Below are 20,677 nucleotides of genomic sequence, written 5' to 3' on the forward strand. Positions count from 1 at the left end.
GGCATCCAGTCGGGCTATGCGCACGACAGCTTTCTGTCGATCAAGGCCATTAACTGCCTTTCGGCTTTCCACCCATTCCCGACACAAGCGCCACCTTCCGCACGTCCCGATAGCCGCCGGTCGCGCCCTAGCCTGGCAGCACCGGCAGGCGCACGGTAAAGGTGCTGCCCCTCCCCTGCCCCTCGCTCGCCACCGCGATGGTGCCGCCGTGGAGCGCGACCAGCCGCCGGACCAGCGCGAGGCCTATGCCAAGGCCGCCTTGCGCGCGGGCGCGGTGATCCTCGACCTGGGTGAAGATCTCGAAGATCTGCGCCTGCATCGGCGGCGGGATGCCCACCCCGTCGTCGGCGACCGCGATCTCGACCATGGCGCCGTCCAGCCTTGCGGTCAGGTCGATCCGGCCGCCCGCGGGCGTGTACTTGGCGGCATTGTTGAGCAGGTTGGCGACGACCTGCGCCAGCCGCGTGTAGTCCGCCTCGAGCCACACCGGCGCCTCGGGGATATCGACCGACAGGCTATGCCCGGCAGCATCGATGTTGTGCCGGCTGCCCTCGATCGCCGAGAGCAGGATGTCGCCGAGCGCGACGCGGCCGGTCCGGAGCGAGACCTTGCCCTCGCTGATCCGCGAGACGTCGAGCAGGTCCTCGACGAGGCGCGCGAGGTGGAACAGCATGCGCTCCATCTGCGCGCGGATCTCGTCCGCCTGCTCGGGCGCGCGGGGGCGTTTCAGGAGGTCGAGCCCGCTCATCAGCGCGGCGACGGGATTGCGCAGTTCGTGCGCCAGCACTGCGAGGAACTGGTCCTTGGCGCGGTCCGCCTCGCGCAGCGTCTTGGTGACGGCGGCCAGCTCGTCGCGCTGGGCGGCGATCTGGCGGCGCTGGCGGTAGAGGTCGAAGAAGACGTCGGCCTTGGAGCGCAGGACGTGCGGCTCGATCGGCTTGTGGATGAAGTCCACCGCCCCCGCCTCGTAACCGCGGAACCGGCGCTGGCTGTCAGAGCTGCCGGCGGTGACGAAGATGATCGGGACATGGCGCGTGCGCTCGTTGCCGCGCATCAGTTCGGCCAGCTCGAAGCCGTCCATCCCCGGCATCTGCACGTCGAGCAGCGCCAGCGCGACATCGTGGCGCAGCAGCTGCTCCAGCGCCTCCTCGCCCGACCCCGCCTTGAGCAGCACGAGGTCGTCGCGCCGCAGCAGCGCTTCCAGCGCCAGCAGGTTCGCGGGCAGGTCGTCGACCAGCAGGACGTGGACCGGAGCCTCGGCGCCGGGTTCGAGCATCTGCATCGCCGCCGCCATCACCGTGCCCCGGCTTCCAGCAGGGCCGCGATGATGCCGTCGAGGCCAAGCACCGTCGCTTCCCGGCAAGCCGCCATCGCCGCCTGCGGCATGGCGCGCGCGTATGCCGTCGCCGGATCCTGCACGAGTGTCACGCCTCCCGCTTGCCCCACGGCCCGAAGGCCCAGTGCCCCGTCCTCGTTGGCTCCCGTCAGCACCACGCCGACGAGGCCCCGACCATAGGCGTCCGCAGCGCTTTCGAACAGCACGTCGATCGAGGGCCGGGAAAAGAACACCGGCTCGTCCGCGGAGAGCGAGATCGTCGCGCCCGGCTCGACCAGCATGTGGTAGTCGGGCGGCGCGAAGGTGACGGTGCCCGGCTCGATCGGTTGCTTGTCCTCGCCCTCGCACACGCGCATCCGGCATTTGGCCGCGAACAGCGTGGTGAGTTCGCTGCGCCGCCCGGGCGGTACATGGACGACCACCAGCACCGGCAACGCGTAATCCTCGGGCAGCGCGGGCAGGATCTGCAGCAGCGCCTGGATCGCGCCCGCCGACGCGCCGATCGCCACGGCCCCGGGCGCGCTCAAACCTTGCGCCTCTGGTAGATCTTCTCCTCGCGCACGAATTCGGAGAAGGCCTGCGCATGCTCGGAAAAGCGCAGGCTTTCCTTCGATCCCAGCCCGAGGAACCCGCCGCGCGCCAGCGAATCGCGGAACAGGCCGACCGCGCGGTCCTGCAGCGGCTTGTCGAAGTAGATCATGACGTTGCGGCACGAGATCAGCTGCATCTCGGAGAACACCGCGTCAGTGACGAGGCTGTGGTCCGAGAACACCACCCGCTCGCGCAGGGTCTTGTCGAACACCGCGCCGCCGTAGCCGGTGGTGTAGTAGTCCGAAAGCGAGGCCTTGCCGCCCGCCAGCCGGTAGTTCTCGGTGAACGCCGCGATGCGGTCGAGCGGGTAGATGCCGCGCGCCGCCGCGTCGAGCGCTTCCTGATTGATGTCGGTGGCGTAGAACAGCGTGCGCTCCTCCAGCCCTTCCTCGCGGAACAGGATCGCGAAGGAGTGCAGTTCCTCGCCCGCGCTGCACCCGGCGATCCAGATCTTGAGCGAGGGGTAGGTCTTGAGGTGCGGCACCACCTTCTCGCGGATCGCCTTGAAGTAGGCGGGATCGCGGAAGAAGTCGCTGACCTGCACGGTCAGGAAGCGCACCACCCGCGCGGCGACGGCGGGATCGTGGAGGATCCGGTCCTGCAACGCGGAGAAGGTCCTGATCCCCTGCCGCTCGCGCGCCTGCCTTAGCCGCCGCTTGATCGAGGCCTGCGCGTAGTTGCGGAAATCGTAGTGGTACCGCCGGTACAGCGCCTCCAGCAGGAGCCGGATTTCGATGTCCTCGATCTTCTCGCTGTCCATGCCGCTTTCGTTCATGGATCAGGAGCCCATTTCGCTGCAAGTTGTTCCCGCCGGACGACGGGCAACCGGTCCCAAACCCGCATCCGGACGAGATTTCACCATCCGCAGGTTCAGCGCGGCATCCAGACGCGGACCAGCGACAGCAGCTTGTCCACGTCCAGCGGCTTGGCCATGTAGTCGTTGGCGCCCGCCTCGATGCAGCGTTCCTGGTCGTCGGGCATGGCCTTGGCGGTCAGAGTGATGACCGGCAGCTTCGTCCAGCGCGGGTCCTGCCGGATGATGCGCGTGGCAGTGAGGCCGTCCATCACCGGCATCATCACGTCCATCAGCACCAGGTCGATGCGCCTGTCCTCGTCCCCGGCGGCGGTCTCCAGCGCGTCGAGCGCCTCCTGCCCGTTACGGGCGATCTCCACCAGCGCGCCCTGCGGCTCGAGGATGTTGGTGAGCGAGAAGACGTTGCGCACGTCGTCCTCCACCACGAGGATGCGGCGCCCTTCGAGGATGGCGTCGCGGTTGCGCGCGGCACGGATCATCGTCTGCTGCTCGGCCGGCAGTTCCGTCACCACCTGGTGCAGGAACAGCGAGACCTCGTCGAGCAGGCGCTCGGGCGAGCGGGCGCCCTTGATGATGATCGAATCCGAATACCGGCGCAGGCGCTGCTCGTCCTCGGGGCTGAGGTCGTGGCCGGTGTAGACGATGACCGGCGGGAACGAATAGGCGTTCTCCTTCGACAGCGTCTCCAGCAGGCTGAACCCGCTGGCGTCGGGCAGGTTGAGATCGAGCACCATGCAGTCGAAAGTCTGCGTCCTGAGCGCCTCGAGGCAGTCGGCCGCGCTCGCCACGCCCACCGTCTCGACATCGCCCGAGGCGAGCAGGCGGCCCACCGCGTCGCGCTGCACGTCGTCGTCCTCGACGATGAGCACGCGGCGGCTGGATGAAGCCAGCTTGGAAGCCAGCGCGTCGAGCACCGAGGCCAGTTCCTCGCGCTTCACCGGCTTGATGAGGTAGCCGATCGCGCCCAGCGCCAGCGCGGTCTGGGTATGGTCGCTGCCGGAGACGACATGGACCGGGATGTGCCGCGTCTCGACGTCGCGCTTGAGGCGGTCGAGCAGGGCGAGGCCCGACTGGTCGGGCAGGCCGACGTCGAGCACCACCGCGTGCGGCTTGTAGGTGCGCGCCAGGTGCAGCGCTTCCTCGGCGGTGCCGGTGACGAGGCACTGGAAGCCCATCTCGCGCGAGATGTCGCGCACGATGCCCGCGAAGGCGGCGTCGTCCTCGACCACCAGCAGCACGCGCTGGGCGGAGGTGAGCGTCTCGCGGTCGTCCTCGACCTGGCGCGGCAGCGGCGCCGCGGGCCGGGCCGAGACGGCGGCCGGGGCAAGGGCCGGCATGGCGGCCATCGGCGCCGGTTCGGGGCGCTCGGCCACGTCGCCGGGATGGTAGGTGACCGGCAGCGAGAGGGTGAAGCGGCTGCCCTGCCCGGCGACGCTCGTCAGGCTGATCGCGCCGCCCAGCAGGCGTGCCAGCTCGCGCGAGATCGAGAGGCCGAGCCCGGTGCCGCCGTACTTGCGGCTGACGGTGCCGTCGGCCTGGCGGAAAGCCTCGAAGATCGCCTGCTGCTGTTCCTCGGGAATGCCGATGCCGGTGTCGGTGACCGAGATCAGCAGGCGGTCCGCCCCGTCCGGCTCGACGGCGAGGCTGACGGTGCCGGCCTCGGTGAACTTGAAGGCGTTCGACAGCAGGTTCTTGAGGATCTGCTCGAGCCGCTGGCGGTCGGTCTCGATAGACTTGGCGCATTCCGGGTCGATGGCGATGGCGAATTCGAGGTTGCGGCTGGCGGCGATGGGCTGGAACACCTGCCGCAGGTCGCTCGCCATGCGTTCGACGAGGAAGGATTCGGGGCGGACCTGAAGGTGCCCGGCCTCGATCTTCGAGAGGTCGAGGATGTCGTTGATGAGCGCCAGCAGATCGTTGCCGGCGGACTCGATGGTGCGCGCGTACTGGATCTGCTCGCCGGTCAGGTTCTCGCCCCGGTTGTCGCCCAGCAGCTTGGAAAGGATCAGCAGCGAGTTGAGCGGCGTGCGCAGCTCGTGGCTCATGTTGGCGAGGAAGTCGGACTTGTAACGGCTGGACTGCTCCAGCTCGCGCGCCTTCAGTTCCACCGCCGCGTTCGAGCGGGAAAGGTCGTCGCGCTGGTTTTCCAGCAGCTGCGCCTGCTCCTCCAGCTGCGAGTTGGTCTGTTCCAGCTCGACCTGCTGCTGTTCGAGGTTGGCCTGCGATTCCTTGAGCGCGCGGCCCTGCTCTTCCAGTTCCTCGTTGGAGACGCGCAGCTCCTCGCTCTGGACCTGCAGTTCCTCGGCGTGGTGCTGCAGCTGCGCGCGGTAGCGCGCCGAGCGCAGGGCGACGCCGACCGAGGCCGAAATCTCGGAAAGGAACGCCAGCGTCTGCGGGTTCACCGGCTGAAGGAAGCCCAGCTCGATCACGCCCTGCACGGTCTGGTCCGCGAAGACGGGGGCGATGATGAGGTGGCGCGGCTTGTCGCTGCCGAAGGTCGAGCCGATCTTGAGGTAGCCGTCGGGGATGTCCGCCAGCAGCACCGGCTCGCCGTCCGCCGCGACCTGGCCGAGCAGGCCCTGGCGCAGCGAGAAGCGCTCGACGATCTCGGCGTCGGCGGGCACGCCGTAGGAGGCGATGCGGCGGTAGTGCCCGCCGTCGGAGGCGAAGATCGCCCCGGCCTGCGCCCCCACGAAGCGCACGAGGAAGGCCAGCACGCTTTCGCCCAGCGGATCGAGCGGCTGGTCGCCGAGCATCGCGGCACCGAGATCGACCTGGCCGCTCTGCAGCCACTGCCGCTCCTCGGTCGCCCGGGCCGCGCGGCGGACCAGCAGGCCGATCACCAGCGTCAGCACGATCCCGAGCACGCACGACAGCACCCCGCTGACCCAGGCGGACTGGTAGGCGGCCTCCATCTCGGCCTGCCGTTCGACCCGGAGCCGCGCTTCCTCCTGCTTCATCACGCTGAGCTGCGAGCGCAGTTCGTCCATCTCGATCTTGCCGCGATCGGTTTCGACGATCGCAAGAGCGGCGGCGGCCCCGGCGGTGCGGCGGGTGTCGATGGTCTCGCGCAGTTCGGCGAGCTTGGCGTCGACGTGGTGGCGCAGCGGCGCCAGCCGGGCCTGCTGCGCGGAATTGTCGCGCGTCAGCGTGGCGATCGCGTCGAAGCGCGCGTCGACGTCGGCGATCGCGGCGTTGTAGGGGTCGAGGTACTTGTCCTTGCCCGTCAGCAGGAACCCGCGCTGCCCGGTCTCGGCGTCCTGAACGGCGGACAGCAGCTCGTCCATCGCGACGATGACTTCGTGCGAATGGAAGATCCTCTGCGAATCGTCGCGCAACGTGCGCACGTTCAGATAGGCGACGGTGCCGCTGGCAACGAAGAACAGCACGGCGACCGCGAGGCCGAACAGGGGGCGGATATCGAAGCCCCGCTTGGAGGTGGGAGCAACGCGACTGGAATTGACTTGCATCTGCCTGCCAGGATGGGAGCACGGGGGAGACACCGCTTGCGGTGGAATCGCGCCGAGATCAAGGCATTCCGACCGGCTTGCCCCGATGTCCGGCGCGGCGATGCCGGGCGCGCCCGCCGCCGCGAGAGGCTGGGCGCACCGCCACGGGCGCTACCCCGTTGCAGGACCGGCGCGGGCAGGTTCGGAGAGGTACGCGTCCAGCGCGGCTTCGACATCGGCGCCGAGGTGGAGGCCGAGCTTCGAGCGGCGGAACAGGATGTCGCGCCCCCTGCGCGCCCATTCCTGGCCGGCGAGGTAATCGACCTCGGCCTGGTAGAGATCGCCGCCGAAGTGGCGGCCGAGCCCGGCAGGATCGGCCGCGCCGCCGAGGATCGCCTCGGCCCTGGTGCCATAGGCACGGGCCAGGCGGCGCAGCAGCTTGCCCGGCATCGCCGGGTGGCTGGTGGCGAGCGAAGCGACGAAGCGCTCGAAGTCGCCATCCGGGATATCGCCGCCCGGCAGCACCGCGCCCGAGGTCCACGCCCCGGTCGCGGAGGGCAGGAACGGCGCGAGCTTCTCCAGCGCGTGCTCGGCCAGCTTGCGGTAGGTGGTGATCTTGCCGCCGAAGATGTTGAGCATCGGCGCCGCCCCGCCTTGCGCATCGAGGTCGAGCACATAGTCGCGCGTCACCGCCGAGGCGCTGCTGGCGCGGTCGTCGTAGAGCGGGCGGATGCCGGCGTAGCTCCACACGAGGTCGCCTTCGCTCACCGGCTTCGCGAAGTAGCGTCCGACCGTGTCGAGCAGGTAGCGCGTTTCCGCAGGCGAGATGGCGGCAGCACCGGGCGCCTCGCCCCAGGCCTCGTCGGTGGTGCCGACCAGCGTGTATTCGCCCTGGTAGGGGATGGCGAAGACCACGCGCTTGTCGGGGTTCTGCAGCAGGAAGGCATGGTCGCCCTCGTAGAGCCGGGGCAGGACGATGTGGCTGCCCTTGACGAGCCGCACGCCGCGATCACTGCGGGCATCGGGCACGCGGCCGATCACGTCGGCCACCCACGGCCCCGCCGCGTTGACGAGGATGCGCGCGCGCACCTCGCGCGCACCGAGATCATCGGTGATCGTCGCCGTCCATTCGCCGCCCGCGCGCCCGGCCGAGACCAGCCGGGTGCGGGTGCGGACCTGCGCGCCTCGCGCGGCGGCATCCACGGCGTTGAGCGCCACCAGCCGGCTGTCCTCGACCCAGCAGTCCGAATAGACGAAGGCCTTCATCGCCCCCGACCTGAGCCCGTTGCCCCTGGCATCCCTGTCCAGCCGGGCGATCGTGCGCGTGGCGGGCAGGACCTTGCGGCCGCCGAGATGGTCGTAGAGGAACAGCCCAAGCCGCACGAGCCAGGCCGGGCGCGGGCTGTTCACCTGCGGCAGCACGAAGGACAGCGGCCAGATGATGTGCGGCGCCATTCCCAGCAGCCGCTCGCGTTCGATCAGCGCCTCGCGCACCAGCCGGAACTCGCCGTATTCGAGATAGCGCAGGCCGCCGTGGATCAGCTTGGTGCTGGCCGAGGAGGTATGCGAGGCCAAGTCCTCCTGCTCGACCAGCAGCACCGACAGGCCGCGTCCCGCCGCGTCGCGGGCAATGCCCGCGCCGTTGATCCCGCCGCCGACCACGAGGAGATCGAAGACGGTGTCGTCCGGCACGGGGGAGACTGCGGGCGCTGTGGGATCGGACATCGACCATCCTTTTTGGGTTCGGCGGCGGGCCGGCCGGCCACCGATTGACCTGCCGCCCTATATGGTTAGGAGATGAGCCTTGCCAGCATCAATCGCGATGCCTGAGCCCACCGACCACGAGCGCCATTCGGCCCTGTCGCACGGTTGAACGGACGGAAGAGACGAGAGTGCCAGCAGCTTCGCATGTCCTCGCCATAGACCAGGGCACGACCTCGACACGCAGCATCGTCTTCGATGCGCAGGGCCAGCCGCTCGCCGCCGCCCAGCGCGAGTTCGCGCAGCACTACCCGCAGGGCGGCTGGGTGGAGCACGACCCCGAGGACATCTGGCGCGACGTCGTCGCCACCGTGAAGGAGGCGATCGGGCAGGCGGGGCTCGCCGCCGCGGACCTCGCCGCGATCGGCATCACCAACCAGCGCGAGACCGTGGTCGTCTGGGACCGGGCGAGCGGCGAGCCGATCCACCGCGCGATCGTCTGGCAGGACCGCCGCACCGCCGGCACCTGCACCGCCCTGCGCGAAGCCGGACACGAGCCGCTGGTGCGGGCGCGCACCGGCCTGCTGCTCGACCCCTATTTCTCGGGCACCAAGCTGGCCTGGATCCTCGACGCCGTGGAGGGCGCGCGCGCGCGGGCGACACGCGGCGAACTGGCGTTCGGCACTATCGACAGCTTCCTGCTCTGGCGGCTGACCGGCGGCAGGGTCCACGCCACCGACGTCACCAACGCGGGGCGCACCCTGCTTTACGACATCCACGCCCAGCGCTGGGACCCGGAGCTGTGCGACCTGCTGCGCGTGCCCATGGCGATGCTGCCTGAGGTCCACGACAGCAGCCATGTCTTCGGCGCCACCGATCCCGACCTGTTCGGCGCGCAGATCACCGTCGCGGGGATCGCGGGCGACCAGCAGGCCGCGCTGTTCGGGCAGGCCTGCTTCGCGCCGGGCACGGTGAAGTCCACTTACGGCACCGGCTGCTTCATCCTGCTCAACACCGGCGAAGAGGCGGTCGCCTCGGAGCACGGGCTGCTGACTACGCCCGCCTACCGCATCGACGGGCGCATGACCTACGCGCTCGAAGGCTCGATCTTTGCCGCCGGCGCCGCGATCAAGTGGCTGCGCGACGGCATCGGCATCATCACCCACGCGAGCCAGACCGACGACATGGCGACGCGGGTGGGCGGCAACCACGGCGTCTACATGGTCCCCGCCTTCGTCGGCCTCGGCGCCCCGCACTGGGACCCCGAGGCGCGCGCCGCGATCACCGGCCTCACCTTCGACACCGAGCCCGCCCACCTCGCCCGCGCGGCGCTGGAGGCGGTCGCCTACCAGACGCTCGACCTGATCGAGGCGATGGTGGCCGACGGCGGCAGCACGCCCTCGGCGGTCCGCATCGACGGCGGCATGGCGGCGAACGAATGGCTGTGCCAGTTCCTCGCCGACATCCTGCAGCTCCCGGTCGAGCGGCCCGAGCATCTCGAGACCACGGCGCTGGGCGCGGCCTTCCTCGCCGGGCTGGCGGTGGGCATCTGGGCCGACCTCGATGCCGTGGCCGCAACCCGCTCGAGCAACCGGCGCTATCTGCCCGTGATGGACATGGCCACCCGCGGCGCCCTGCTCGACGGCTGGCACCGCGCGCTAAAGGCCACGCTAACGCGGCGCTAATGCCGCCTTAACGCACTCCCTTGCGCAGCGCGGTCAGGTCGATGCCGTGCTTGTGGACCTTGTAGTAGAACGTCTTGCGCGGAATCCCGAGCCGCGCGATCGCCGCCCCGATCTCCCCGTTCGCGGCCAGAACCGCGGCAACAATCGCCTCGCGCTCGAACGAATCGAGGCGCTGGGGCAGCGTTTCGCCCGGGATTTCGCCGGCGGGGCGGGGCGCCGCTTCGGTCAGGCCCAGCACGAAACGCTCGGCATAATGCGCCAGTTCGCGCACGTTGCCCGGCCAGTCATGGCTGGCGAGATGGCCCTGCACCGTGCCCCCCATCTCGGGCAAGGGCCGCCGCAGCCGCGCCGCCGACGCGCCGGCAAGGTGGGCGAAAAGCGCAGGAATGTCCTCGCGCCGCTCGCGCAGGGGAGGCATCCGCAGCCGCAGCGCCGCCAGCCGGTAGAACAGGCCGGGCGCGATCTTCTCCGCAAGCTCGCCGCCCTCGGTGCCACCCGTGGCGATGACCCTGAGGTCGAGCGGCAGCGGCTCGCGCGCGCCGGGACTGCGCAGGGTCCGCTCCTCGACCAGCGCCGCCAGCCGCGCCTGGAGCGGCCGCGAGGCCTGGTCGATGTCGTCGAGCAGCAGCGTGCCGCGATTGGCCGCCGCGATACTGGCCTCCCCGCTCGCCGCGAACAGCTCGTCCTCCAGCGCGTCGGGCAGCGCTCCGCAGGCGACCGCCAGAAAGCGATGGCGGACACGCTTGCCGGCGCGGTGGATCAGCCGCGCGAGCAGTTCCTTGCCGGTGCCCGTCTCGCCCTCGATGAACAGGTCGATGTCGGCATTGGCGAGCGTCGGGATCATCTCGCGCAGCCGCCGGATCGCGGGCGACTGGCCGACGAGGCCCGAGGGCTCGTCCCCCGACGCCTCGGCCCGCAGCCGCCGGTTGTCGAGCGCGAGCGCGCGCGCCGTTGCGGCGCGGTCGGCGGCGGCGACCAGCGCCGCGGGATCGAACGGCTTGGTGAGGAAGTCCCAGGCCCCGGCCTTGAGCGCGTCGACCGCCATGGTCACGTCGCCGTGGCCGGTCACGAGGATGATCGGCAGGTCCGGGTCGCGCTCGTGGAGGGCGCGGAACAGCTCGATCCCCGACATATGCGGCATCCGCACGTCGGTGACCACGAGCCCCGGCCAGCCCGCGTCGATCGCCGCCAGCGCCGGTTCGGCAGCGGCGAACGCCTCGACCGCGAACCCGGCGAGGGTCAGCACCTGCGCGGTGGAGACGCGCAGGTCGTCGTCGTCCTCCACCAGCGCAACGCGGCGCGCCCCGCCGTTCACGGCGCCCTCCGCAGGGTGATCTCGAAGCAGGCGCCCTCGGCCGACGGCAGCAGCCGGAGCGTGCCGCCGAAGTCCTCGGCGATGTCCTTGGCGATCACCAGCCCGAGCCCGAGCCCCGATGGGCGGCTGGTCGCGAAGGGGGTGAACAGGCGGTCCGCCACCTCAGGCGCAATACCGGGACCATTATCGCGCACGAGTAGCCGCACAGTTTTGTCCCGTGCGTCCAGGGTCACGCCAAGATGCGGTTCGGGGTGGCTTTCCAGAGCCTCGAGCGCGTTCTGCAGCAGGTTGACCAGTACCTGCTCCAGCCGCACGCGGCCGCCGAATACCAGCAGGCCGGGGGTATTTTCGGGCCGCTCGAACGTGACATGAGAAAGCCGCTCCTTGAGCAACAGGCAGGCGCCGTCCACCACTTCATCCAGCGCGATCGGCCCGCCCGCACGGCTACCCTTGCGCGCAAAACCTCGCAGTTCCGCCGTTACGGTGCCGATCCGCTCGGCCAGCCGGTCGATCGCCTTGAGGTTGGCCCGCACGTCATCCTGCGCCCCCATGTCGAGCAACTGGCGCGAAGTGGCCGCATAATTGCGGATCGCGGCCACAGGCTGCGCCGTCTCGTGCGCAACGCTGGCGGTAACCTGACCCAGCGTCGCAAGCCGGTTCGCCTGCCTCAGCCCCTCACGCAATTGCGCCGCATGTTCCTCGGCGGCGGCGCGTTCCTCGATCTCGCGGCGCAGATCGACGGTGCGTTCGGCGACAGCAGCCTCGAGCTGGGCGGTGCGTTCGGCGCGGCGGCGGCCCCGTTCGCGCAGGAACAGGGCAAGCGCGAACAGCGCCAGGGTCGCCAGCGCCGCACCGACCTGCGCGGCGCGCACCGTGGCCTCGACCCCGCGCAGCGGAAGGGCGAGGTTCACGCGCCAGCCGGCCGGGCTGGGCCTTGTGGTGGTCAACAGGAAGTCGCCGGGCACACCCGGAATCGCGACGTTTCCGCCGCGCCGGACCACGTAGGGTGCCGGGCGCAGGTCGCCGACGCCGATGATCGCGCGCTCGATGCGGCTGCGCTCCGGCGCCAGCTCGCGCGTCGCGGCATAGCGCCAGTCGGGGCGGCTGGTGACGAGGATCACCCCTTCGCGGTCAGTCACGAACGTGAGGCCGCTGGCCTCGCGCCATTGGTCCTCGACCCGGCCGAACTCCATCTTCATGACCACCACGCTGCCGCCGGCACCGCGGCGGGCGAAAAACAGGCCGGGCCGTTGGCTCACCGTACCAAGCGCGAACTGTTCGCCCGCACCACTTTTCAAGGCAGCGCGAAAATAGGGGCGGAAGCTGTAGTCCTTGCCGAGAAAGCTGCGAGGATCGCGCCAGTTGCTCGCTGCCAGCGTCAGCCCGTCGCGGCGGATGACGTAGATGATCGGAGAGCCGAGCTGGCCCGACAACCGCTCCAGCTTGGCGTTCATCACGGCTTCTGCGCCGGGCCGCCCGGCAACCAGCGCGACGAGGTCCTGGTCGTCCCCCAGCGCGAGGGGCAGCAGGCGAAAGCGCGCGACCTCGCTGGCGAGCAGCGCCTGGCGCAGCCGGGCGTCAGCCGCCGCCTGCTCGGCAAAGCGCGCGGTGACGCTGCCGCGCACTGCCGCTCCGACGGCGAAGGCGACGAGCAAAGCGCAGGCCAGCCCGCCCATGAACCAGAGGATGTTCCGTGCTCGCATCACGCGAATCCGAATACGCCGGGACACATCTATGTGCAAGTTCCTGCACTTTCCCCTCGTGGCTAGGGCAGATATCTGGACAGCCATGCGGAGGCGTTATTCGCAACCCATTGAAATTCCATAACTCGTCGTTTTTCTCAATTCTCTTTGCGCGCAGCGCACGAGAGGGCAATTTAGTCAGGCTCGAGCACCGCCCCAGGCGTTGCCGGCCCTAGAGGATGAGACAGGTCGCCCCATGAACACCATTGCCTCCACCGCTCCGTCGCACGCGCGCCCCGGCCGCTGGTACACCCACCTCTATGTCCAGGTGCTTGCCGCGATCACCGCCGGCGTGCTGGTCGGGCATTTCTACCCAACGACGGGCGAGGCGCTGAAGCCGGTGGGCGACATGTTCATCAAGCTGGTGAAGATGGTGATCGCGCCGGTCATCTTCCTGACGATCGTGACCGGCATCGCCGGCATGCGCGACCTTGGCTCGGTCGGGCGCGTGGCGGCAAAGGCCTTCGCCTACTTCCTGTTCTTCTCGACGCTGGCGCTGATCGTCGGCCTGATCGTCGCCAACGTGGTCCGCCCCGGCGAGGGCTTCAACATCGACCCCGCCACGCTCGATGCCAGCAAGGTCGTCCAGTATTCCGAGAAGGCGCACGAGACGACGCTGCTCGGCTTCCTAAACGGTATGATCCCCGACACGCTGGTCTCCTCGCTGGTGCAGGACAACATCCTGCAGGTGCTGGTGGTGGCGATCCTGTTCGGCATTTCGCTCGCCTCGATCGGCGATCGCGGCGCCAAGGTCCTCTCGATCCTCGAGGACGTGTCGGCCGTCATCTTCAAGCTCGTCTCGATCGTCATGAAGCTCGCGCCCATCGGTGCGTTCGGCGCGATGGCGTTCACCATCGGCAAGTACGGCGTCGGCAGCCTCGCCAACCTCATCCAGTTGGTGGCCACCTTCTACGCGACCTCGATCCTGTTCGTGGTCGTCGTTCTCGGCGCGGTGGCAAGGCTCTGCGGCTTCTCGATCTTCAAGCTGATCGCCTACCTCAAGGGCGAACTGCTGCTGGTGCTGGGCACCTCGTCCTCGGAAAGCGCGCTGCCCGCGCTGATCGAGAAGATGGAGCGCGCCGGCTGCCCCAAGGCCGTGGTCGGCCTCGTCGTCCCTACCGGCTATTCGTTCAACCTCGACGGCACCAACATCTACATGACGCTGGCGGCGCTGTTCATTGCGCAGGCCTGCAACGTCGACTTGACGCTGGGGCAGCAACTGCTCCTGCTGAGCGTCGCGATGCTCTCGTCCAAAGGCGCGGCGGGCGTGACCGGCGCGGGCTTCATCACGCTGGCGGCCACGCTCTCGATCGTGCCGTCGGTGCCGGTCGCGGGCATGGCGCTGATCTTGGGCGTGGACCGCTTCATGTCCGAGTGCCGCAGCCTCACCAATTTCATCGGCAACGCGGTAGCCACCGTGGTCGTCTCGCGCTGGGAAGGCCGCCTCGACCACGCGGCGCTCGACGCCGCGCTGAACGGCCATGCCATGCCGATGCCGGCCCACGCCCTACCCGCCGAGTAAGCCAGCCCACCCAGACACGCCGCGCGGCACACAGGACGCGCGCACAAGGGATATAGCATGACCACCGTTTCCGCGCGGCTCCTGGCCGCCACCCTTTCGCTTGCCTCCGTCATCGCGCCCCAACTGGCGCGCGCCGAGGCGGCAAAGGCCGCCTATCCGCTGGCTTCCAACGGCGACGCCGCCGCCAAGGACGGCTACGCCCTCTCCCGCTGGGCCGAGGACTGGACGTCAAAGGCCGACCCGGAAAAGCGCGACGACCCGCTCGACCGGCTCAAGTTCCTGCCGCTGGACGACGACGGCGACGTCTACCTGACGCTGTCAGGCGAACTGCGCCTGCGGGTGAACGAGTCGACCAACCCGAACCTGCGCGAGGCCGATGCGCAGCGTCAGGACATCACCCGCGTGGTAGCGGGAGCCGACCTACACATGGGCCCGCACCTGCGCGCCTATGGCGAGCTGGCGCATGGCGGCATTTCGGGGCGCAACCTTGGCGTACCTGCCGCAACCCTGCGCAACGACCTCGTCGTTCAGCAGTCCTTCGTCGAGGCCAGTGCCGAGATCTCGGGCATCGACTTCGGTGTGCGCTACGGACGCCAGGAGTTCACCGACGGACCCAACCTGCTCACCTCGCAGCGCGACAACAACACCATCCGCTACACGCTCAACGGCTGGCGCGCGTGGGCGCGCGGGACGACTCTGCGCGCGGGCATGTTCGACATGCGCCCCACCGCCTACGGCGATCTCGGCACCGATGACGACGTGAACGATCCGGCCCGGCGTTTCTCAGGCGTGAACCTCGGCTTCGTGCTGCCCAGCACCTTCCTCGGCAAGTCGAGCCTGGTGCTCGATACTTTCCTGTGGCGCCGTCACAACGACGTCGGCGCCTGGGGCGGGCGCATCGGTCCGGCAACGCGCAAATACGTGGGCGCGCAGTTGAAGGGCGACGTCGGTGCGCTGAACATCGACTGGTCGGTCAACCACCAGTGGGGCTACTACCTCGACCAGGACATCGACGCCTGGCAGGCCTTCATCGCCCAGACCTACCGCATCGGCGAGGGCAAGACCGCCCCGCGCGTCGGCGTCCATTTCGACTATGCGAGCGGCGGCGGCGGATACGGCGACGGCAAGCTGCGCAATGCCTATTCGCCCTTCGGCAACAACATCTACTTCAGCTACCAGCTGTTCCTCACGCCCTCGAACCTTGTGGCACTGACCCCCAACGTCAGCTTCACCCCGTTCAAGAACGCGCGCATTACAGCCGAGTACGAACTGGCCTGGCGCGACACCCTCCACGACGCGGTCTACCGCGCCAATGGTCAGCCGTTTGCGAATACGCAAAACGTGCGCGCCCGCAAGATAGCCGATCTAACGCGCCTCCAGCTTGTGTGGAACCTGACTCCGCGCGTCTCCTTCACCGGTCGATACGAGCACCTCGACGCCGGCCCATCACTCACCGAGGCGGGCTATCACAGCTCCGATTTCCTCGCAGGCTGGATCAGCCTGCGGTTCTGACCTGCCCCTCCCTGGACAAGGTCGGACGTCGTCCCCGCGAAGGCGGGGGCGACGGAAGTTTTCGTGGGGACGGAAGCCTTCCGCGCGGGTCCCCGCACCGCCCTCAACTCTCCAGCATGCTCGCCCGCAGCTTGGAAATGTCCGCGTCGGTGAACCCCAGCACCTGCTTCAGATACCCCTCTGACCCGCCATATTCCTTGTCGAGGTAGGCAAAAAACTGAACGATATGCGAGGCGCCGTTCCTGGTGAAAAGCGGCTCGGGCTGGTTACGCTGCGCCTCGCTGCGGGCGAAGTAATGTTGGACTATCGGGTTGTCCGGGTAATCCTTGGGATCGATCTTCGGCATCTCGTACTGCGGACGACGTAGGGCGGTCGAGAGGTGGTAGTCCCTGACAATCGTCTCCCGATCCACGCCCAGCACGTCATAAAGCAAGGCGGTTGCGATTCCTGTGCGGTCCTGCCCCGCCGAGCAGTGGTAGAGCACTGCGCCGTCGTTGGCGATAAGACGCTTGAAGATCGCGCGATACTGTGGCGCGAGCAGCTTCTCCATGCCCCTATAAAGGTTCTCGCCGCCACCCTTTGCGAAGTTCGCCATCAGGGGTTTGAGCGAATAGTCGTTGGCGAGGAACAGCGCGCCCGTGCGATCGTCGAGCTGGTCCGGCGCGACCTGCCGTTCCTCCAGACTGCGCAGGTCGACGACGCTGCCGATATCGAGCTGTCCCAGCAGTGCGTAGTCCGCATCGGTCAGCAGCGGCATCGCGCCCGAGCGGAACGCCTTGTCCCATTTCACCGCCTTTCCGCTTTTCGTCAGGTAGCCACCGACATCGCGAAAGTTGCTGCCCTGTTGGACCGCAACGACGCGCTCGGCGATGATGGTGTGCCTGCCGCCCTTACCCACGAGGATGACATAGCGCCGCTCGTTCGCCGGGATCGTCAACATAAGCTTAGTGCCCTTGCTGCTGGCGGCGAAGCGGTGGTCACCCTTGTCGAGCCTGGTGTCGGCGCTGATCCAAACCGCGACGGGCGCGGAATCCTCGCGCACCAGCTCGACGGTCTGCGCGTCCAGGCGGGTCATCGTCGCCAGTTCGCGCGCCGACGTGGGCGAAGCAGCGAACGCCGCGGTCAGGGCGATCAGCGCATTCGCGGTCATCTTCTTCATTTCAGGTCCTCCCGGTCAGAAGCTTAAAGATTCCCCTGTATGGACAGGGTAACGATAGAACGAATGTATGTATTTTGAGTGACGCTCCCCGGCGATCGGTGAGTAAGGATCAATCGGCCCGGTATTGCTCGATTGCAGCCCTGGTCTCTGCTACGCCAGATTGTGCACCTGCTCGCCATCCTATTTATAGGCATTCGAAAAAGCGTCATGGAACCATCATCTGATCGATTTGTCCAAGCCGTTCAAGGCCTTTGGGAGAACCACGGCAGCGCCGCATTGTCTGCCCGCCGCATCAGTTTGCTTGCTGGCGCGCCGGTATCGTCGATCTACCATCATTTCGGATCCCTGGAACATTTGTTTTCATCCAGCCAGCAGGCATCGCTGACGCGAGCCGACGCATGGATGAACGACCGGCTGACACAGTTCGAGGGCCTGACGGCCACGCCGGTCGCCTTTCCGGCCTTCTTCGCAGAGATCGTCGACGAATGGTGCAATGCCCAGCGCCGCCTCGCCTTCGTCTGGCGCGAGTGCCAGCTTCTGGCCGAATTCAACCCGCTGTTCTTGCCGTTGTCCGCCGAGTGGGACCGCCTCTGGTCCGGTTTCTGGCGGGAGGCGGGCGACCGCTTCGCGCTGGGGGCGGGCGCGCACATCGCCAGCCGCGTGTTCGAGAACGAGAGCTTCCTGCACATGATCCGGTGGCGCCGCCTGATCGACCGTGCCGCACTGGACGAGACCGCGCAGGTACTCGGCGCCTGGCTTGCCCGGCAACCGGTGCCCGAGACCCCGTGGCGCGATTTTGCCCGCGCCGAGGCCAACCGCTCGATGCCGAGCCTGCGGCAGCGCGACGATACCGCCACGCGGATCGTCAACGCCGCCGCGGAGTTGATTGCCGATGTCGGCGTCGCGCGCCTGACGCACCGCGCCGTCGCGGATCGCGCCGGGCTGACGCTCGGCATGGTCTCGCACAAGTTCGCCACCAAGTCGGCGCTGCTGGAAGCCGGGTTCGAGGGGCTTTACACCGCCAGCCTGAACAACATGAAGGGCAGCCCGGCGTCGCTCACATCCCCGGACCGGGACACGGTGCTGGCCGCGATCGGCGACATGATCCTGGGCGGCGCAAGCGTGCGCGGCAGCGACGAACTGTTCGTGGCGGTGGCGCGCGACTCCTCGCTCAGCGAGTTCGGGCTGCAATTGCGCTATCTGCGGGGCCGCACCTCGCTTGGCACCCTGCAGGCGCTGGTCGGGACGGGACGGGCGATAACGCCGACGGAGGCGTCGCTGTTCTCCTCCTTCACGACCTCGCAGATCCGATGCTTTGCGGGCGCAGAAAAGCCGCTGGCCCAAGCCGGCATCCGCAGCGAAATTGATACCTTGCTGGATTTGCTGACCTGACGGCGGCTGGCGCACTGGAATTCTTCAGGCGAAGCAACCATCTGGGAGCATATGGGCTCCCAGCCGCGGGCAACCCACCGTCCTTCCCCTTCGGATCGGAAACCTCGATGTCCCACTCACACGACGCCGAAGCAGACCTCGAAGGCATCAGCGACTACAAGGGCCCGGCGGGGGGCTGGGGCGCCCTTGGCGCAGTCGCCCGCACGGTCGCCGAGCAGATGCGGACGAGCCCGGACACCCGCGCGCTGCTGCAGATGAACCAGCCCGACGGCTTCGACTGCCCGGGCTGTGCCTGGCCCGACCCCAAGCACACCTCCTCCTTCGAATTCTGCGAGAACGGCGCCAAGGCGGTGACCTGGGAAGCCACCGTCAAGCGCGTCGATCCCGACTTCTTCGCCCGCCATTCCGCCAGTGAGCTGTGGGCGTGGTCCGATCACAACCTCGAGGACGCGGGCCGTCTCACCGAGCCGCTGCGCTACGACCCCGAGACCGACCATTACGTCCCCGTCAGCTGGAGCGAAGCCTTTGCGCGCGCCGGAGCCGCATTGCAGGCGCTCGATCAAGCGGACGAGGCGGAGTTCTACTGCTCGGGCCGCGCCTCCAACGAGGCGGCATTTCTCTACCAGCTTTTCGCGCGCGAGTTCGGCACTAACAACTTCCCCGACTGCTCGAACATGTGTCACGAGGCGACCTCGACCGGCCTGCCCAAGTCGATCGGCATCGGCAAGGGTACGGTGACGCTCGAGGACTTCGACCTCGCCGACGCCATCTTCTGCATCGGTCATAACCCCGGTACCAACCACCCGCGCATGCTTTCGACGCTGGCCGCCGCCTCCAAACGTGGGGTGCCAATCGTCGTCGCCAATCCGATGCGCGAGCGGGGGCTGGAACGCTTCAAGTCGCCCCAGCATCCTACCGAGATGCTGACGCCGGGCTCAACGCCGCTCGCCTCGGAATATCATCAGGTCCGGATCGGGGGCGACATGGCGATGCTCAAGGGCATGATGAAGACGCTGTTCGCGCTCGAGGAGGCGGAGGGCGGCATCATCGACCATGCCTTCATCGACGAGCACACCGAGGGATTTGAGGCACTGAAGGCCGACGTCGAGGCCGCCTCGTGGACCTGGATCGAGGACCAGTCTCGCCTCACCCGCGAGGCGATCGAAAGCATGGCGAGGGTCTATGCCGGGGCGGAGCGCGTCATCATCTGCTACGGCATGGGCATCACGCAGCACGCCCATGGTACCCAGAATGTTCAGGCCATTGCCAACCTGCTCCTGCTGCGCGGGCAGTTCGGAAAAGCCGGCGCGGGTATCTGCCCCCTGCGCGGCCACAGCAACGTGCAGGGCGACCGGACCGTCGGCATCACCGAATTGCCCACGGAGGACATGCTGGAGCGCCTCGACGCCGCGTTCGGGATCACCTCCCCGCGCAATCACGGCCATAACGCGGTCGAGGCGCTCGCCGCCATGCGCGACCGGCGCTCGAAGGCGCTGATCTCGCTGGGCGGCAACCTCGCCGTCGCCATGCCCGATCCCGAGGCCTGTTTTGCCGCGGTGCGCGGCCTCGACCTCTCGGTGAACATCGTCACCAAGTTCAACCGCACCTGCCTGCTGCATGCGAAGGAGACGCTGGTGCTGCCTTGCCTCGGCCGCACCGAACTGGATCTCCAGGCGGCCGGGCCGCAGTGGGTGACCGTCGAGGACAGCATGTCTATGGTCCATGCCTCGCGCGGCAAGCTCCAGCCGCCGGGCCCGATGGTTCGCTCCGAACCCGCGATCGTTGCCGGCCTCGCCCGCGCTGCACTGCCGCAGAGCACGATCGACTGGGAAGGCATGATCGCTGACTATGACCGCATTCGCGAAGGTATCGAGGCGGTCTATCCGGACTTCCGCGACTTCAATTTGCGTGTACGCAAACCTGGCGGCTTTCGGCTGACCATCGCCCCCGACGACCGCGTCTGGAAGACCCCCAGCGGCAAGGCACAGTTCATCCCCCACCCGCACGTCGAGGACGGCCCTGGCCAGCCCCTTCTGCTCACGACTATCCGGAGCCACGACCAGTATAACACCACGATCTACAGCTACGATGACCGCTATCGCGGCGTTACCGGGCGCCGCGACGTGATCTTCGCCAACGAGGTCGACCTCGCCATGCTCGGGCTGGCGCATGGCGACCGGGTAGACGTCAGCACCCCGGCCGGCCGAACGCTCAAGGGCTTCACGGTCGTCCGCCACGCCATCGCGCGCGGGTCGCTGGCCGCCTATTACCCCGAGGCCAACTGCCTCGTTCCACTGGATAATTTCGATCCTGCGAGCGGTACACCGGCTTACAAGTCGATCCCCGTCATGATCGCTGCAGCAGAACAGCCAGCGGCCCATCCCGCGTAAAAGGCGCCTCGTCTGCCGCAGTGCAACAAAGCGCGCCCCTTTCGTTTAGGGGTCCGGAATGCATTCCTC

The 20,677-nt window shown here is 68.2% G+C and carries 13 protein-coding genes; 5 read left to right on the forward strand and 8 right to left on the reverse strand.

Translation table 11 applies throughout. From position 1 onward, the window contains the following. Positions 1 to 127: 127 nt before the first annotated feature. From AC07M9_RS14545 to AC07M9_RS14565, 5 genes are all read right to left on the reverse strand, one after another. Positions 128 to 1,294: a hybrid sensor histidine kinase/response regulator gene (locus tag AC07M9_RS14545; protein WP_494884535.1), complete on the reverse strand. Its 1,167-nt coding sequence runs from the start codon at positions 1,292 to 1,294 to the stop codon at positions 128 to 130. Continuing rightward, a complete protein-coding gene (locus AC07M9_RS14550) occupies positions 1,294 to 1,863 on the reverse strand; it encodes a chemotaxis protein CheB (RefSeq protein ID WP_494884536.1) in 570 nt (189 codons plus the stop codon). The genes AC07M9_RS14545 and AC07M9_RS14550 overlap by 1 nt, the downstream gene beginning before the upstream one ends. Next, positions 1,860 to 2,702, reverse strand: coding sequence for a CheR family methyltransferase (locus tag AC07M9_RS14555; RefSeq protein WP_494884537.1), 843 nt, complete (start codon positions 2,700 to 2,702; stop codon positions 1,860 to 1,862). Before AC07M9_RS14555 ends, AC07M9_RS14550 begins: the two co-directional genes overlap by 4 nt. A 95-nt stretch (positions 2,703 to 2,797) precedes the next feature. Next, positions 2,798 to 6,211 (reverse strand): response regulator, encoded by a 3,414-nt coding sequence (locus tag AC07M9_RS14560; RefSeq protein ID WP_494884538.1) that lies wholly within the window; start codon positions 6,209 to 6,211, stop codon positions 2,798 to 2,800. Positions 6,212 to 6,361: 150 nt separating this feature from the next. Further along, the gene (locus AC07M9_RS14565; RefSeq protein WP_494884540.1) at positions 6,362 to 7,915 is read right to left on the reverse strand and encodes a glycerol-3-phosphate dehydrogenase; all 1,554 of its coding nucleotides are present in this window, start codon (positions 7,913 to 7,915) and stop codon (positions 6,362 to 6,364) included. A gap of 167 nt (positions 7,916 to 8,082) precedes the next feature. Between AC07M9_RS14565 and glpK the strand changes: the two genes are divergently transcribed. Then, the gene (gene glpK / locus AC07M9_RS14570; protein ID WP_494884542.1) at positions 8,083 to 9,576 is read left to right on the forward strand and encodes a glycerol kinase GlpK; all 1,494 of its coding nucleotides are present in this window, start codon (positions 8,083 to 8,085) and stop codon (positions 9,574 to 9,576) included. Positions 9,577 to 9,583: 7 nt separating this feature from the next. On the opposite strand, the gene AC07M9_RS14575 is transcribed toward glpK, so the two are convergent. Beyond that, positions 9,584 to 10,891, reverse strand: a complete 1,308-nt coding sequence (locus AC07M9_RS14575; protein ID WP_494884544.1) for a sigma-54-dependent transcriptional regulator — start codon at positions 10,889 to 10,891, stop codon at positions 9,584 to 9,586. Beyond that, positions 10,888 to 12,594: a sensor histidine kinase gene (locus AC07M9_RS14580; RefSeq protein WP_494884545.1), complete on the reverse strand. Its 1,707-nt coding sequence runs from the start codon at positions 12,592 to 12,594 to the stop codon at positions 10,888 to 10,890. The genes AC07M9_RS14575 and AC07M9_RS14580 overlap by 4 nt, the downstream gene beginning before the upstream one ends. A 235-nt stretch (positions 12,595 to 12,829) precedes the next feature. Between AC07M9_RS14580 and AC07M9_RS14585 the strand changes: the two genes are divergently transcribed. Both AC07M9_RS14585 and AC07M9_RS14590 read left to right on the forward strand, forming a co-directional pair. Further along, the gene (locus AC07M9_RS14585; protein WP_494884546.1) at positions 12,830 to 14,155 is read left to right on the forward strand and encodes a dicarboxylate/amino acid:cation symporter; all 1,326 of its coding nucleotides are present in this window, start codon (positions 12,830 to 12,832) and stop codon (positions 14,153 to 14,155) included. A gap of 57 nt (positions 14,156 to 14,212) precedes the next feature. Continuing rightward, a complete protein-coding gene (locus AC07M9_RS14590; protein ID WP_494884547.1) occupies positions 14,213 to 15,667 on the forward strand; it encodes an alginate export family protein in 1,455 nt (484 codons plus the stop codon). A gap of 103 nt (positions 15,668 to 15,770) precedes the next feature. Here the strand turns inward: AC07M9_RS14590 and AC07M9_RS14595 are convergent, their stop codons facing one another. After that, positions 15,771 to 16,826, reverse strand: a complete 1,056-nt coding sequence (locus AC07M9_RS14595; protein ID WP_494884549.1) for a tyrosine-protein phosphatase — start codon at positions 16,824 to 16,826, stop codon at positions 15,771 to 15,773. A gap of 207 nt (positions 16,827 to 17,033) precedes the next feature. Between AC07M9_RS14595 and AC07M9_RS14600 the strand changes: the two genes are divergently transcribed. Together AC07M9_RS14600 and AC07M9_RS14605 are read left to right on the forward strand one after the other, a co-directional pair. Next, complete coding sequence (locus tag AC07M9_RS14600; protein ID WP_494884551.1) at positions 17,034 to 18,218, forward strand: TetR/AcrR family transcriptional regulator; 1,185 nt, start codon at positions 17,034 to 17,036, stop codon at positions 18,216 to 18,218. Positions 18,219 to 18,325: 107 nt separating this feature from the next. Beyond that, the gene (locus AC07M9_RS14605) at positions 18,326 to 20,608 is read left to right on the forward strand and encodes an FdhF/YdeP family oxidoreductase (RefSeq protein WP_494884553.1); all 2,283 of its coding nucleotides are present in this window, start codon (positions 18,326 to 18,328) and stop codon (positions 20,606 to 20,608) included. The last annotated feature ends 69 nt before the right edge of the window (positions 20,609 to 20,677 follow it).

The sequence above is a fragment of the Novosphingobium sp. GW821-FHT09E05 genome (genome assembly GCF_059416165.1).